Source organism: Pseudomonas salicis (genome assembly GCF_057128705.1).
This window is the reverse complement of the sequence record NZ_JBSKHU010000002.1, coordinates 203529-218263: the sequence shown is the minus strand read 5'-3', so window position 1 is coordinate 218263 and position 14735 is coordinate 203529. Positions and strand designations below refer to the sequence as shown.

Genomic DNA, 14735 nt, shown 5'->3' with positions numbered 1-14735 from the left:
ATTGCGAATGAATTCGCTCCCACAGGTTGAGCGTGCGGCGTGAAAATCGCGCCGAGCCGCTACTGCCGTGGTCATATCGGACTCAGTAATAAACCCCCGGAACGGTCAAGTTGGCAGGTTTGATTTCATCACCCACCCACTTCTTCCACAACTCGTCGTAACGACCGGTGCGCACTTGTTGGTTGACGAAAAGGTTCAGGTAATGGATCAGGCCATATTCGTTACGCTTCGCCGCCAGCGACACGTAATCGATCACGTAAGGCGCATTGCCCGCGACTTTCAGGCCCTTGTATTTGCCGGATTTAAGGGTCGCGGCGGCCACGGTGTTGGTGACCACGGTCGCATCGATGTGGCCTTGGGCGACGGCGAGGATGGTGTCGTTCTGGGTCTGATAGGCGCGGAAGCTGCCGGTGCCCCAGGCTTTCTGGTCTTTCTCCAGGGCAATGGCTTCATAGGTGCCGCTGGTGTTGCCGACGTTCTTGCCCTTGAGGTCTTCGTATTTGGTAATGCCGGTGTTGTCGCGGGTCAGCACCACCATCTGGAACGCGAAGTAGGGGATGGTCATCGCCACGGTCTTGGCGCGTTCGAGGGTGTCGGAGGTCGAGGCCACGATCACGTCGGCGCGCCCGGACACCAACGCTGGAATACGATCCGGAAACGGCGTTTCAACCACTTCGGCCGTCACCCCCAGCACCTTCGCCAGATCGTTGCAGTAATCGACGTCAAATCCGACCGGGTTGTTCTTGTCATCCCGGGAGCCCATCGGCGGGAAATCCAGGGTCACCGCGCAGCGCAATTTCCCGGAGTCGATGATGTCATCGAGCTTATCGGCGAAGGCCACGTTGATGAAGGAGGAACTCATGACGGCGAGGAGGGCTACTGCAACAGCATGCTTTTTCATAGAAGCCTCGGTGGATGCAAGTAAGGAAACGGCCGGATAAGTAATTTCGTATACGATATTTTCCATGCATGGGGCGTGCCCGTTTTGCAGTCGTTCAGGGAGGCGTGGCGAATCAGTAGGTTAGTGCGTCATGGCGGCAATGGCAGCGAGAAAGGAGCGCCCCCGGATGTTACATAAAGGAGCAAAAAGGCGTGGGGTGCGTCGTACGTGCGCATTCGGCAACATCGTCACCCCTACCCGGCGCAGTGACTGGTCAGGGGAATGCCGTGACTTTCATAACCTTCGATGAGCGAGTGAACGCACTTATCCCGCTCGTCTTTTCCTGAGCGTTCTAGGCGGCGCATCGCACATGGCGTCCCAGCTTCTCAGGTTGTCCAGCGCAACCGAACTGCGAATGTAGCGATGCCAGATGAACGCCAGATCGAACGTCACAATGCCTAGCCACCACAGGTAGATGAAGGCCAGCGCCGATAGAATCAGGGGCCAGAGCGCAGGAGATTCCGCCACCGCTGAGTCTGACACCGTAGCTTGCGCACTTGCGTCCAGATAACCCATGGCGATCGCGACGGTGATCATCAGAACCCCTAACCCCACCATCAGTTTTCGCCCCATACGAGGGATTCGGCGAACCCACCACCCGGAAGATGCAATGCAGCCGCAGGCCGCCAGCAAGATAAAAGGGCCGGTCCAGGTGAAGAGGACGGCGCGCAGAACATCCCATCGGACCAGTGGCCCGGCAAGAAAGTCGGCCACAGGCGTTGGCAATATCGCCATGCTGATGCCTCCCCCCGCAGCGAATATCAGAAATGCCAACAACCTCCAGCGACTTTCCGATCGCTTCACGAGACGCGGCAAACGCCCACTAACGGTCACGGCGGTCAATAAAATCGAAAGAGACACTACGCATTGGCCGAGCATCAGGGCTGACCAATTGTGCTGCGCAAGGAACGTTACAACGGATTTCAACATGATATAGACAGCCGTCGCGTGCATCGCTACCGATAACAGATAAGGCATCAAGAGACTGATCGCGCCCACGAACGGACGTGTCTTGGGCGCCGGAGGACTTGAAACAGGGACCGCAGCCGTCGGGGGCTTATATAAAACGACGTCATCGACAAAATGGCGGAACACCGTCGAATCATTCCAATAGTCAATATGTGCCTTCCCCGGAAACCAGTAGCGGGTGAAGCCGATGTCGTGACGGGTTTCAAATTCGAACGCGTCGCACCGCAATTTCTTCAGGTACTTTCGGGCGCTGTCGAGTTGGAAACCGATAGGATCGCCACAGTCATAGTAGTTACGCCATTTGATCTGGCTGGGCAGTTGAACTCGAGTTTCAGACGGCGTTGTCACGAATGCGACCGGCTGATCTTTGCCTTTCTGTGGATAGTCTTGAGTGTCCAAACGATCTGAAGGCCAGAGTTTGGGCCAAAGCAGGAGATGTTTATCGATCGGTGAACCGAGGGTCATGAAACCCCGGACGTATTGCACCCAGCGGTAGGTGATCTTTCGTCCGTTCTCACCCGTGGACTCTCGACCTACGGGACTTGAGAGTGCTTCCAACAGGGCCAGAAAGCTGATTACAGTCCCCTCACTGTGGGCGACAATATAAATTTCCGGCGCGCCTGAGTAGGCACCCTCAAACCGTTCGAGCAATTGCGTCATCGCATCATGAAAACGGTTAACGATCAGCTGTCGATAGCCCTGGAATTCTGCGACCAGTTGTACATCTCCCAGATAGTCAGCAAGCAACGACGCGATGTTGATTTCAAACAGGCCCAATTTTTTAAACACCCAGGCCAGATTTTCCATCAGGGTGATGGCTTCGATAATCTCCTCAGTCACACCCGCAGTGAGTGCGAAGTCAGCGCCGTCTAGTTTTGGCTGCTGTTGGGGTACCTTCTGGCAATACATCGCTTGCGCTCTGGCAACGATCGTATTACCCCAGGCTTTGCTCTCTTCGAGGGTGTCGCCTTGTGTTACCACGGTTCTTGGAATATCCGCCCAATACACTTCAGCGAATCCGATGTTCGACAGTTCATGTTCAGCGTCCACCTCCAGACGGCTGAGATGAACTTCACCGACATTGCCAAGCTGGAAGAAGCCCAGCGGCATGACCGGCGGTGGTTGTTTGCCGATGCAGCCAAATCGATGCGCAACCGTGCGGATGGTGTCGCTTCGAGTCTGCGATCCAACCCCGTGAATGGCGACAACGATTTTTTGCAATGGGCATCGTGACGATGAGTGGGTCATATCGACATCAGCTCTTTAGAGAAGAAGCTCCGGCAGGGTCGGGGGTCTTGACGATGTAGAGCGCTTCGGAAAGTTGATGACTGTTCAGGATGAGCGCACGCGTGGTAATGGCAAGTATGACGATTGAGATCACTTCAATAAGAAAGCGGCTAAAGATGACAGTCGACATCGACCGCAGGACTTCGGGGCGGTCGTAGGTCACCATGCTGTAAATATCGATCAGCAACACGATGAACACGGCCAGCGTCGGTAACATAAACATGCCGTAGATCATGACGCGTTTGAACCACGTGGCAGGTGCTCTATAAGTAAATACTGCAGCGCTTCGGATAAGTGGAGCGACAGCAGGCAGTGAGTTTTTTATTTCTTTCTCTGCCAACGCGTCACGGATCTGATGAACGGAGTAAAGTGCCCACAACGCCAAGGCGGTCAGGAATATATCAATAATGATAACGGCATCGTTCGCCGACATGGTGAGACCGACAATAGGCAGGTTCAGCTCATGCAACTTGTTTTGGCTGCGACGAGTATTGTCGATTCTATCGATTCTGAACGTTAGCGCTGACCGCTCAACGGGGTCGGTGGTGTGTTCACGTGCCTGGCTTAAAGCGTCTCTCAGGGGGTAAGAGAGCTTCAACTGAGCATCGGTGAATGAGAGCTCGTCCAGATAGACATTGGACAGCAACAGCGCGCTGCCGATGGACATGGTAAACAACAGTGCTCTGATTCTTTGAAAGGCGGCAATGATCTGCTCTGCGATTTGGTGTGCGAGGCTGTCCATAGGTGCACCCGTTAAACATGTTATCGACGGCTGGCGCACCTCTTTCATCGCAGCTAGCCCTTCGAACATTAGAGGCTATCGGGCCGTTGTCAAAAGAACTCTCCAGCGTCTTACACCAAACTAGACCAACGGTCATGCCGGTGACAGGGCGCTTTTTTAAAACCGGAACTTTTATTCACTCTCGCTATAAGCCGACGCCACGCGTTGCTTACGGTAGTCTCCATGTGTGGTGTTCAAAGGCCACTCTGCGACTCCCGATACTCACTCGGCGAAACCCCGGTCAACGCTCGGAATTGTCGGCTGAACGCACTGTGGTCGGTGTAGCCGCAGCGCATGGCCACGTCGGTGATTGACAGGTCTTCACGCAGCAAGCGCGAAGCCTCCCCAAGCCGGGCCTTGTGAATCATCTGTCGAGGCGTGAGTTGAAAGATGCGTTTGCAGTGCCGTTCCAGTTGCGCAATGGAAAGCCCGGCGATGGCGGTCAGTTCGTGGAGCGTGATCGGTCGGGAAAAGTGCTCACGAATGTAGGCATCGACCTCGGCCAGCTTCTGATAAGCCGGATGCGATTGTAAGATTTGCAGGTCCCGCGAGATGCCCGCCAGGCCAATGATCACGCCTTGGTCATCGCGCAAGGCAATCTTGTGGGTCAGGCACCAGATCGGCTGATTGCCGTAATACAAGTGCAGCTCTAACTGATCGTTCAGCTGCCTGCCATCGGCCAGCACGCGCCGATCCTGCGCGGTGTACAACGGACCGAAGCGAGCGGGGAATACATCCTCGGCGGTGCGGCCCAGCAGATCGCGTTTTTCCTTGAAGCCGCAGCGCTGCACCAGCGTCTGATTGACCATCGCGTAACGGGCCTTCGCGTCTTTCACGAAAAACACCACGCCCGGAATGGCATCGAGCAACGGCGCGACCCGATCGAGGCTGGTGAGCAGTTGATCGAGGTTGGGCGAGGGCGAGGTGGGGAGCAGGTCAATCATGTTCACGGGGGAGCACGCCGCATCAGAAGGACGAGGTCGATGATGCGGTATATGAGGGGCGACGCCTAGTCGAGATCGCGCTTCTGGCCGAAGGCCGTGGGAGTTGGCTTGCCTGCGATCGGCTACGCAGCAGTCGTAAACCCGGTGGATGCGGTATGCCTGACACAACGAAGGTGGCTGATATTGCTGCCGCTGCGCAGCAGATCGCGAGCAAGCTTGCTCCTACGGCCTTCGGCCAGAATCAGAAGCCAATCGAGTGCTGCCAATCGCCTCTTTAAACTACGGAGTCCGATTCACCCAAACACGCCAACGTCGCTACCCTGGCAGGGCTGAACGGCGGCCGTAACAGCGGCGATTCCCAGCCAAACAACGTCTGCGCGGCCGTGGCGCAGACGCGTCCCTGGCAGGCGCCCATGCCGCAACGGGTGTTCAGCTTGGCAGCGTTCCAGCTTTCATGAACGGCGAGCGCCGAGTAAGGCACGTCCTCGCAGCGGCACACCAACGTGTCCGGCCGCGCCAACTGTTTCAGCGCAGGATCGAGGGCGAACGCGTGATTCAGCCGGTCCGCAAACCCCTGCCACCGCCCCCGTTCCGCAAACAGCTGACGCGCCTGATCCTGTTGCCCCGTCGCCGCCAGCCCGGCAATCTTGCCCTCGACCAACGCCAGCTCGCTGCCACCAAACCCCGTGCATTCTCCGGCGGCAAAATGATCCGCGAGACTCGTGGCCTGCCACTCATCCACGGCAACCGCGTGATCCTCGACCCGGCAACCCAGGGCCGTGCCCAGTTCTACGTTAGGCACCAGGCTGAACCCGCACGCCAACCGATCACAGGGCACGTCCTCGACCCGATTCCCCAGCTGAACGCGCACCGCTTCCAGTCGACCCGAACCCAGCGCTTCCAGCACATGGGCGGACGTTCGATACGCGGCAGTGGCCAGCGTCGCGGCCTGAATCGCCTTGTTCGGCCAGCGCCACAAGCCCGCTGCAAAACGACTGACCGCAGCGAACGAAGCCTGCTCGGCGATGCGCACCACCTCAGCGCCGTTCTTTTTCGCGGTGTCGGCCGACGCGAGCAACAACGGCCCGCTGCCCGCGATCACGACACGTTCCCCGGCCACCGGCAGACCGCCTTTGATCAGCGCCTGCAACCCGCCCGCGCCGGTGACACCGGGCAAGGTCCAGCCGGGGAAGGGCAGCAACCGCTCACGGGCGCCGGTACACAGAATCAACCGGTCGTAGCCCAGCGCCCAACCGCGCTCGGCGTCTTCCAGCAGCAGCTGTTTCGGGCCTGCCAGGGCGACGACTTTGGTGCCGCTGTGCAGCTGAATATTGGCCTGTTGTTGCAGTTGCCCCCGCATGTCGCTGGCCCGTGCAGGCAATTGCGCCTGTGGCCCGTCGCGCCAGATTTGCCCGCCCGGCAGCGGGTTGTCATCGAGGATCGCGATGCGCAGGCCCTTGGGCGCAGCGGCAAGGGCAGCGGCCATTCCGGCAGGCCCGGCGCCGATGATCAGCAGGTCGACGTGATCGGTCATGGCTGCGTCTCCACCTGCATCCCGTCGCGGCAGATCGTCTGGCAGGCCAAACGTCGCAGGCCGTCGATGCTCACCCGGCATTCCTGGCAAATGCCCATGCCACACAACGGCGCCCGACGCTGCCCAGTGACTGACGTTCGGCTGCAACGATCACCGCAGGCCATCAAAGCCGCCGCGACGGTGGTGCCTTGGGCGAAGCGAAACGGCTGGCCGTCGATGCGTAATTCAGGCATGGGCGTGGGCTCCGATGAAACGCTGTGGCAAGTAAGCGTGCAGATGGGTTTGAAGCTCGATGGGCGGCGGGGTGCGCAGCAATTGCGCGGCCAGCAATTTGGCCGTGCCGGTGGCGGTGGTCACGCCCAGCCCCTCGTGTCCGACCGCCAACCACAGGCCGGGTTGATTCGGGTGTTCGCCCACCAGCGGCTGGCCGTCGGGGCTGGCCGAGCGAAACCCGGTCCAGCTGCGGAGGCCGTTCAGTTGGCCCAGATCGGGCAGAAATTCCATTGCCCGTCGCAGCATCCGGCCCAGCATCGCGGGGTCGATGGCCGGGTCGTGGCTGTCGAACTGCCGGGACGAGCCGACGAACAATTGACCGGTCGGACGCTGTTGCAGGTTGAACGCCACCGACGGACCGTCGCCCTTGTGGGCGTTGGTGACGTAGCCGAGCTCGACCAACGTGTGGGTGATCTGCGCCGGGTAGCGATCGGTGATCAACAGATGGCCTTTCTTGGCTTGCAGCGGCAGTTCCGGGCACAGGTCTTTTGCGTAGATGCCATTGGCGAGCAACACGGCCTCGGCCTGCAACCACTGGCCGTCCGCCAGCCGCACGCGATTGCCTTCGACCGCCACGACTTCGGCCTGCTGTTGACGCACGAGCCGAGGCTGACGCTGTAACAGCCAGCGCGCCGCATTGGGGGCGTAGAGAATGCCGTCGCCGGTGACTTTCAACGCGCCAAACAGGCCGGGACGCAACGACGGTTCGGCCTTCGCCAACGCTTCGCCACTCATCAGTTCGCAGCCCAATCCGAACGCGCTCAACGCTGCCTGTTTGCGCTCGGCCTCGGCCATCTCGCCCTCGTTGCAGGCCAGCCACAACGTGCCGTTGTTGCGCATGGCGCAGTTATCCGGCAGGTGCGGTGCCAGCTCGCGCCACAGGCGCACCGAATATTCGCCCAGCGCCAGTTCGGCGGGACTGTGATCGAGCACCACCAAGTGGCCCATGCCCGCTGCGGTGGCGGCCGGGCGCTGGCAATCGAGGACCAGAACGTTGAGCCCGTGGCTCGCCAGTTCGTCCGCGCAGGCCGCACCGACGATGCCGCCACCGATGACGATCACATCGGCGGCGCCCCCGGACGTGGCATTTGGGATCAAGAACGAATGCCCCAAGCGAACGGGTCTTCCTCATTCAGCAATAGCGCGGCTTCGGCGCTGATGTAGGCGCGACCTCGGATGGTCGGGATGATCCGGTCGCCCATCTGACGCTCGCCGTGCTGCCACTGGAAGCTGCCTTCGAACTGGCTGCCGATCACACTGGCCTGTTGCCAGAGCGCACCGGGTTCGAGCTTGCCGTCGGCGGCCAGGCACGCCAGTTTGGCGCTGGTGCCGGTGCCGCATGGGGAGCGGTCATAGGCCTTGCCGGGGCAGAGCACGAAGTTGCGGCTGTCGGCGTGATCGTCGTCGGCGAACAGTTCGATGTGGTCGATGATGCCGCCGTCTTCGCCACGAATGCCTTGGTTTTCCAAAGCCTGGCGCACTTTCCAGGTGTAATCGGTCAGGGCGTCGAGGTTGTCGCCGGTGACGCTCAGGCCGTGGTCAGCGATGAGGAAGAACCAGTTGCCGCCCCAAGCGATGTCACCGGTCACGTTGCCAAGGCCCGGGACCTCGACGATGAAATTCTTGCGATAGCGATAGGAGGGCACGTTGTTGACGCTCACCGAGCGGTCTTCGTGGAGGGTGGCCTGCACCGTGCCCACGGGGGTTTCGATGCGATGCACCCCCGGTCCGATCTTGCCCAGATGCGCCAGCGACACCACCAGCCCGATGGTGCCGTGGCCGCACATGCCGAGGTAGCCAGCGTTGTTGAAGAAGATCACCCCGGCACAGGCCTCGGGGTCCACCGGCTCGCACAGCAGCGCGCCGACCAGCACATCGCTGCCCCGAGGCTCCAGCACCGTTGTCGCACGCCAGTCATCGAATTCATCCGCCAGCACTTGGCGACGTTCCGCCATGCTGCCCTTGCCGAGGTCGGGGAAACCGTCGAGCACCAGCCGCGTGGGCTCGCCGCCGGTGTGGGAATCGAGGATCTGGATGCGTTTCATGGAATCACCCTCAAGCAGCATGAGATAGCGCTGATCTCTCGGCATACGCCAATCCCTGTAGGAGTGAGCTTGCTCGCGATCGCGGTGTGTCCGCACCGGATAAGCAGCTGGCAGCACCCAATCGCGAGCAAGCTCACTCCTACAGATCAGTGGCCGCGCCTCAGATCAATGTCGAGTTCGTTGTCAATCAGATTGGCGGGAATACAGGCAAGGGTCTTGACCGATTTCGTCCCGTGAAATGACGAAATCGGCACAGTCGCGGGTGTCAGATTTCGCTGAGCACGGCATTGGGCAAGTGAGCGTAGAGGGTGCGACAAACGCCAATGATGTGGTGCTCGATCAACTCGGCGGCCTTGTCCACGTCTCGTTCGGCACAGGCCTTGAGGATTTCCCGGTGCTCCAGATCGGCCCGCTCCTTGCCTTCGTCAAAGCTCATCTGCACACGCAGGTAGCGTTCGACCTTGTCGTGAATCGAGCGAATCATGTTCAGCAGAAACGGCCGTTGCGCCGCTTCGTACAGGCAGGTGTGAAACGCCCAGTTCAGCTCGGCCCAACGCCCGATGTCATCGTCACCCACGAATTCATCACAGATGGCGCTGGCGCGGTCGATCTGCGCCTGGGTCAGCCTTGGCACCGCGAGACGAATCGCCTGCACTTCCAGCAATACCCGCACTTCGAAAATCTGCGCCAGTTCCGGCTCGGAAATCCGTGTGACTACCGCGCCCTTGTTGCGCTGGAACTGCACCAGGCCTTCGGCTTCAAGGCGTTTCAGCGCTTCCCGGACCGGGATCTTGCTGACGTTGAACACGCGGGCGATGTCGTCCTGACGGATCGGCTCGTCCTCGGCGAACTGGCCGGAAATGATCGACTCGCGCAGGAACGTGGCGATGACCTCGGACGCGGATGGCGCAACGCCGAGGTTAGGGGCGTCAGAAAGAAGGAAAGGCACGCGAGAGACTCAGGCAATGGCGAATGTCGGATATTGTATACGACGTCCGATTTGTGTCGCGCTGTGTCTGCGTGCCGCGCACGAAAAAAAGATCAGTGGTTGGCGGTATACGACAACATCATCGACAACTGGCACAGCGGGCGGCCACTTTCGGCGTGCCACTGATTGAACGCCGCCTGCACCGCCGCCTGATCGCGCTGGCTACTGGGTACTTTATCGACGATCTTCTGTGCATTGAGCGCTGCCACCACGTCATCGCTGGGGATGAAGGTGTCCTTGCCGACCATCCGCAGAAAACGCGGCGCCGACAGCCCGCCCATCTGGTTGCCGTGTTTGGCCAGGTAACGCCACAGGCCGACGATGTCCGTCACCGGCCACTCGGCGATGAAGTGGCCGAAGCCGCCGTGTTCCTTGGCGATATCGAGGATCAGTTGGGCATTGCGCGGCACGCTCTTGAGCTTGCCGAGGTGGCGAATGATCCGCGCATCCTGCATCAGCCGCTCCAGGTGGTCGGCGCCCATCAGCACGACTTTTTCCGGATCGAAACCAAAGAACACCTGCTCGAACGCGGGCCATTTGGCGTCGACCAGGCTGTGCTTCAAGCCCGCACGAAACACGCGCAGGGCCATGGTCGACAGGTAGCGGTCGTCGCTGATGGCCTTGAGCTTCTTCGGGGTAGCGGGGGTGGGCAGGTGCGCTTCGAGCGCGGCGGCGGAACCAAAGCGGTTGAGGCAGTATTCATTGAGCCATTTGTAATCTTGCATGCCCTCTCCAAAACGAAATTTCATGGGCGGGTTTGAATGTTCACCCGAGCCTTCTGGCTAACCGCTAGCGCCGTAGGCGCGCGTTTCAATTAATTTTCGGTCGTACTGAAACCGCCAGCGCGCATACAGCAACGCGCTGGTGAACACGGCGAGGCTGGCGAGCATTTCCAACACACCGAACCCTGTGCGGTTGGGGTCGAACGCGGCCAGTGCGCCTTTGATGAAATACAGGTTCACCACGAAACAGGTCCACGAATGCCCGCGAGGGCTGCCGACGAACATGCCGGGCGCCAACAGAATCAGAGGCACCAGTTCAATCGCGAGAATCACCCAAGGCCGCGCGCCATGCAGGTCGGCAATGACCAGGTAATAAACGCCCAGCAACGCGATCAGTCCCAAAAAGCACGACAGCGCCGCCACCCGGCTCCAGCGAACCCGAGGTTCCAGCCAGTCCAGCAGGGGCAGCACTTTGGGCTTTTTAGCCACGGGAAGGTTCCAGCAACAGCGCGGTCTTGGCCAGACGCTGACCCAGCGCGCGACACAGCGTGGTCTCGTGCTGATCCAGCGGACGCTTGCCGTCGGCCCCCGCGTGATGGCTGGCGCCGTACGGCGTGCCGCCGCCGCTGGTTTCGATCAGCGCTGCTTCACTGTAGGGCAGACCGGTGACCAGCATGCCGTGGTGCAGCAACGGCAGCAGCATCGACATCAGCGTGGTTTCCTGGCCGCCGTGCAGGCTGGCGGTCGATGTGAACACACTCGCCGGTTTGCCGACTAACGCGCCGGTCAGCCACAGGTTGCTGGTGCCATCGAGGAAGTATTTCAGCGGCGCCGCCATGTTGCCAAAGCGGGTCGGACTGCCCAGCGCCAGGCCCGAGCAGTTCTTCAAATCATCGAGGGTCGCGTACAGCGCGCCGGTCTCTGGAATGCTTGGCGCCACGGCTTCGCATTCGGTGGAAATCGCCGGGACGGTGCGCAACCGCGCCTCCATCCCGCCCATCTCGATACCCCGGGCAATCTGCCGCGCCATTTCACTGGTCGAGCCGTTGCGGCTGTAAAACAGCACCAGAATGTAGGGCGCGCTCACGGCAGCAGCTCCAGGATCTTCTCTGGCGGACGGCCGATCACAGCCTTGTCGCCTGCAATCAGGATTGGCCGTTCGATCAGCTTCGGATGGGCGGCCATGGCGTCGATCAGTCCGTCGTCGCTCAAGCTGCTGTCAGCCAGGTTCAGGGTTTTGTATTCGTCTTCGCCGGTGCGCAGCAGGGCGCGGGCATGGATGCCCAGCTTGGCCAGCAGATCACGCAATTGCGCGGCGCTTGGCGGGGTTTCGAGGTAGCGCACGACGGTCGGCGTCAGGCCGCGTTCTTCGAGCAATTCCAGCGCGCCACGTGATTTGGAGCAGCGCGGGTTGTGATAAAGCGTCAGATCGGTCATTTGCGGGTCGCATCTTTCGTGGGGTGGCGGGTATTCTACAGGCGTCTCGGTAAAGACCAACATCAGGTCCGCATCGCGTTTTCAACGAAAGGAACAAGCATCATGGCAAGGCGGTTGGCAGCAGCGGTAGCGCTTATCGGGAGTGTGTTGCTCAGCGGGTGCGGCGTGGACCTGGGCACTGATCAGAACGGTCAGAAAGTCGCCAGTGATCGAATCGACAAGCACTGGCTGGTAGTCAATTACTGGGCTGAATGGTGTGGCCCTTGCCGCACGGAAATTCCGGAACTGAACGCACTGTCCGAGCAGTTGAAAGGGCAGAACGTCAGCGTCTTCGGGGTCAACTTCGACAATCTGCAGGGTGAAGACCTGAAAAACGCGGCCAACGCGTTGGGGATCAAATTCACCGTGCTCGCCCAAGACCCGGCCGAGCAATACGACATCCCCAAAAGCGAAGCGCTGCCGGTGACTTACATCATCGACGACAAGGGCAAGGTGCGTGAGCAGTTGATGGGCGAACAGACGGCGGCGGGCGTGACGCAGAAGCTGGCGGAGTTGAAAGGGAAGGGTTGATAGCTGCTGCAGATTACCTGTAGGAGTGAGCTTGCTCGCGATAGCGCTGTGTCAGGCGCTGCGTTCGTCACAGAAAAAACGCAATCGCGAGCAAGCTCACTCCTACAGTCGGAAGTCAGTTTTCTTCCAGCCAGAACCGCAACGGCAAACCCTCGGCAGGCCACAGCTCCAGCTGCTCAACCTCCGACACGTCCCAATGCTGAACCTTGCCCAACGCTTCGAGGAACCTGTGTTCCTGCTCCATCAACGCCGGGGCGCAGAGTTTGTGGGTGCTGCCGACCGGGCCGAAGGTGATCGTGTCGCCCTCCAGCCGATACCCGGCGAACCAGTGATTGCAGCCCGCATTGCCATACGCCCGGCCATCCTTGCCCAAGGTCATGGTCAGGTGGCTGCTATCGATCAACGGACGTTCTCCGATCCACTCCAGCACGTATCCGTGGTTACGCTTGAGGGCGTCGGTGTCGGTGGCGCAACCCGTCAGCAGGGTCGCGGCCATCAGGATCAGCCAGAGCGTTTTCATGCAGCGTTCTTGGCGCAGGCCGGGCACAGGTGGTTCTCGCCGACGGTCTTCCAACCCAGCTCGGCGATGCGCGCGGTGGCAGCGGGCTTCAGGGCTTTCTTGCCTTCTTTGGCGTCGACCATGAACTCGATGTCCTGCTCCTTGCCACAGCCGTTGCAGTTGACCTTCCACTGGTGGATTGCCAGCTCGGTGAACGCCGGGCCGTTGGCCACCGCGACCCACTGGCCGGGCGGGGTGATCAGGTGACGGACTTTTTCGACGTTCAGGCGCATGTAGAGGTCTTTGCTGCCTTTGACGGTGACGAGCAGCACGTCGTCGTGCTTGATCGAGCCACCGTTGCCGGTCACTTGGTAGCGACCGATCGCCAGGCTGCGGCATTCGATCAGGGTGTGGTGCGGGGTCAGCATGCTGTAGCGAAAATCGTGTTCGGCCATGGGGGTCTCCAAATAGGCGCGCATGCTAACACTTTAGAACTGAACTGCCCGCGCCGGTCGACGGCCGAGCGCAGCGCAAGGGTGACGCACGACCTGTGGGAGCGAATTCATTCTGGGCGGCATACCGACGAAAGATGGATCAGGCGATAGAGATGTGCCGTCTCTGTACGTCCGCTTCGCGAATGAATTCGCTCCCACAGGGTGATCGGCGTTCAGACCAGATTCTGCGGACTGCCACTCGCCCAGCCCGCAATGTTCTCCAGCGTCGTCCGCGCAATCGCGCCGAGCGCCTCGCGGGTCAGGAAAGCCTGATGGGCGGTGATCACCACATTGGGGAATGTCAGCAACCGCGCCAAAACATCGTCCTGCAACGGCAAGTCCGAACGGTCCTCGAAAAACAGCTGCGCCTCTTCTTCATAGACGTCCAGCCCCAGATAACCCAGCTGACCGGATTTCAGCGCGCCGATCAGCGCCGGGGTGTCGACCAGCGCGCCGCGCCCGGTGTTGATCAACATCGCGCCACGCTGCATTTGCGACAGCGATGCCTCGTTGATCACATGCCGGGTGTGTTCGTTGAGCGGGCAATGCAGGCTGATGATCTGCGCGTGGGCGAGCAGTTCATCCAGCGGCAAATAGCGTGCACCGAGCGCTTCGACCTGCGGATTGGGAAAGGGATCATAGGCCAGCAGTTGGCAGCCGAACCCTGCCATGATCTTCGCAAACGTGGCGCCGATCTGCCCGGTGCCGACCACGCCCACCGTCTTGCCCACCAGATCGAACCCGGTGAGGCCGTGCAGGGTGAAGTCGCCATCGCGGGTGCGGTTGTAGGCGCGATGCAGATGGCGATTCAGCGCCAGAATCAACGCCACGGCATGCTCCGCCACCGCATGGGGCGAGTAGGCCGGTACGCGCACGACGCTGATGCCCAGACGCCGGGCGGTCGGCAGGTCCACGTGGTTGAAACCCGCTGAGCGCAAGGCAATCAGCTTCGTGCCACCTTCGGCCAGACATTCAAGGACTGGCGTGCTCAGGTCGTCATTGATGAAAGCGCACACCACCGGGTAACCGCTGGCCAGTGCCACGGTGTCAAGCGTCAGGCGTGCGGGCTGGAAGTGCAGGTCGATGCCCCCTGGGGTTTTTGCGGCGAGGAAGCTGTCGCGGTCGTAGGTCTGGCTGCTGTAGAGGAGGGTGCGCATGGGGGTTCCTTCCAACGGAGTTCATGACTGACACTGCACCCCTGTAGGAGTGAGCTTGCTCGCGATAAGGGTTTGTCAGTCTACAACTCTGTCAC

At 60.4% G+C, this 14735-nt stretch carries 17 protein-coding genes; 1 reads left to right on the top strand and 16 read right to left on the bottom strand.

Going from position 1 to position 14735, the window contains the following annotated elements; all coding sequences use genetic code 11:
• Positions 1 to 82 precede the first annotated feature (82 nt).
• From ACWKWE_RS07040 to arsC, 13 genes are all read right to left on the bottom strand, one after another.
• On the bottom strand, positions 83 to 901 hold the full coding sequence (locus ACWKWE_RS07040) for an ABC transporter substrate-binding protein (RefSeq protein ID WP_166596606.1): 819 nt from the start codon (positions 899 to 901) through the stop codon (positions 83 to 85).
• 303 nt (positions 902 to 1204) lie between these two features.
• Entirely contained in the window at positions 1205 to 3130 is a 1926-nt protein-coding gene (locus ACWKWE_RS07035) for a hypothetical protein (protein WP_483850094.1), read from the bottom strand.
• A 34-nt stretch (positions 3131 to 3164) separates the two neighbouring features.
• Positions 3165 to 3938, bottom strand: a complete 774-nt coding sequence (locus ACWKWE_RS07030; RefSeq protein WP_166596608.1) for a hypothetical protein — start codon at positions 3936 to 3938, stop codon at positions 3165 to 3167.
• A 233-nt stretch (positions 3939 to 4171) separates the two neighbouring features.
• Positions 4172 to 4921 (bottom strand): helix-turn-helix domain-containing protein, encoded by a 750-nt coding sequence (locus ACWKWE_RS07025; protein WP_483850464.1) that lies wholly within the window; start codon positions 4919 to 4921, stop codon positions 4172 to 4174.
• 274 nt (positions 4922 to 5195) lie between these two features.
• Positions 5196 to 6455: an FAD-dependent oxidoreductase gene (locus ACWKWE_RS07020; protein WP_483850093.1), complete on the bottom strand. Its 1260-nt coding sequence runs from the start codon at positions 6453 to 6455 to the stop codon at positions 5196 to 5198.
• On the bottom strand, positions 6452 to 6688 hold the full coding sequence (locus ACWKWE_RS07015) for a (2Fe-2S)-binding protein (RefSeq protein ID WP_401144940.1): 237 nt from the start codon (positions 6686 to 6688) through the stop codon (positions 6452 to 6454). Before ACWKWE_RS07015 ends, ACWKWE_RS07020 begins: the two co-directional genes overlap by 4 nt.
• Entirely contained in the window at positions 6681 to 7826 is a 1146-nt protein-coding gene (locus ACWKWE_RS07010; RefSeq protein WP_483850092.1) for an NAD(P)/FAD-dependent oxidoreductase, read from the bottom strand. Before ACWKWE_RS07010 ends, ACWKWE_RS07015 begins: the two co-directional genes overlap by 8 nt.
• Positions 7823 to 8773, bottom strand: a complete 951-nt coding sequence (locus ACWKWE_RS07005) for a 4-hydroxyproline epimerase (protein ID WP_483850091.1) — start codon at positions 8771 to 8773, stop codon at positions 7823 to 7825. The genes ACWKWE_RS07010 and ACWKWE_RS07005 overlap by 4 nt, the downstream gene beginning before the upstream one ends.
• A 265-nt stretch (positions 8774 to 9038) precedes the next feature.
• Entirely contained in the window at positions 9039 to 9722 is a 684-nt protein-coding gene (locus ACWKWE_RS07000; RefSeq protein ID WP_166596611.1) for an FCD domain-containing protein, read from the bottom strand.
• 92 nt (positions 9723 to 9814) lie between these two features.
• Positions 9815 to 10486 (bottom strand): DNA-3-methyladenine glycosylase I, encoded by a 672-nt coding sequence (locus ACWKWE_RS06995; protein WP_483850090.1) that lies wholly within the window; start codon positions 10484 to 10486, stop codon positions 9815 to 9817.
• A 57-nt stretch (positions 10487 to 10543) separates the two neighbouring features.
• A complete protein-coding gene (locus ACWKWE_RS06990; protein ID WP_483850089.1) occupies positions 10544 to 10972 on the bottom strand; it encodes a DUF2069 domain-containing protein in 429 nt (142 codons plus the stop codon).
• Positions 10965 to 11570, bottom strand: coding sequence for an NAD(P)H:quinone oxidoreductase (gene wrbA / locus ACWKWE_RS06985; RefSeq protein WP_166596614.1), 606 nt, complete (start codon positions 11568 to 11570; stop codon positions 10965 to 10967). The genes ACWKWE_RS06990 and wrbA overlap by 8 nt, the downstream gene beginning before the upstream one ends.
• The gene (gene arsC, locus ACWKWE_RS06980; protein ID WP_483850088.1) at positions 11567 to 11920 is read right to left on the bottom strand and encodes an arsenate reductase (glutaredoxin); all 354 of its coding nucleotides are present in this window, start codon (positions 11918 to 11920) and stop codon (positions 11567 to 11569) included. The genes wrbA and arsC overlap by 4 nt, the downstream gene beginning before the upstream one ends.
• Positions 11921 to 12022: 102 nt before the next feature.
• On the opposite strand from arsC, the gene ACWKWE_RS06975 reads away from it, so the two are divergent.
• Positions 12023 to 12490: a TlpA family protein disulfide reductase gene (locus ACWKWE_RS06975; protein ID WP_166596616.1), complete on the top strand. Its 468-nt coding sequence runs from the start codon at positions 12023 to 12025 to the stop codon at positions 12488 to 12490.
• A gap of 115 nt (positions 12491 to 12605) precedes the next feature.
• Here ACWKWE_RS06975 and ACWKWE_RS06970 read toward each other — a convergent pair whose 3' ends face one another.
• The 3 genes from ACWKWE_RS06970 to ACWKWE_RS06960 form a co-directional block, all read right to left on the bottom strand.
• Positions 12606 to 13010 (bottom strand): META domain-containing protein, encoded by a 405-nt coding sequence (locus ACWKWE_RS06970; protein WP_483850087.1) that lies wholly within the window; start codon positions 13008 to 13010, stop codon positions 12606 to 12608.
• Positions 13007 to 13444, bottom strand: a complete 438-nt coding sequence (locus ACWKWE_RS06965) for a hypothetical protein (protein WP_483850086.1) — start codon at positions 13442 to 13444, stop codon at positions 13007 to 13009. Before ACWKWE_RS06965 ends, ACWKWE_RS06970 begins: the two co-directional genes overlap by 4 nt.
• A gap of 212 nt (positions 13445 to 13656) precedes the next feature.
• Positions 13657 to 14640, bottom strand: a complete 984-nt coding sequence (locus ACWKWE_RS06960) for a 2-hydroxyacid dehydrogenase (protein ID WP_483850085.1) — start codon at positions 14638 to 14640, stop codon at positions 13657 to 13659.
• Positions 14641 to 14735 lie beyond the last annotated feature (95 nt).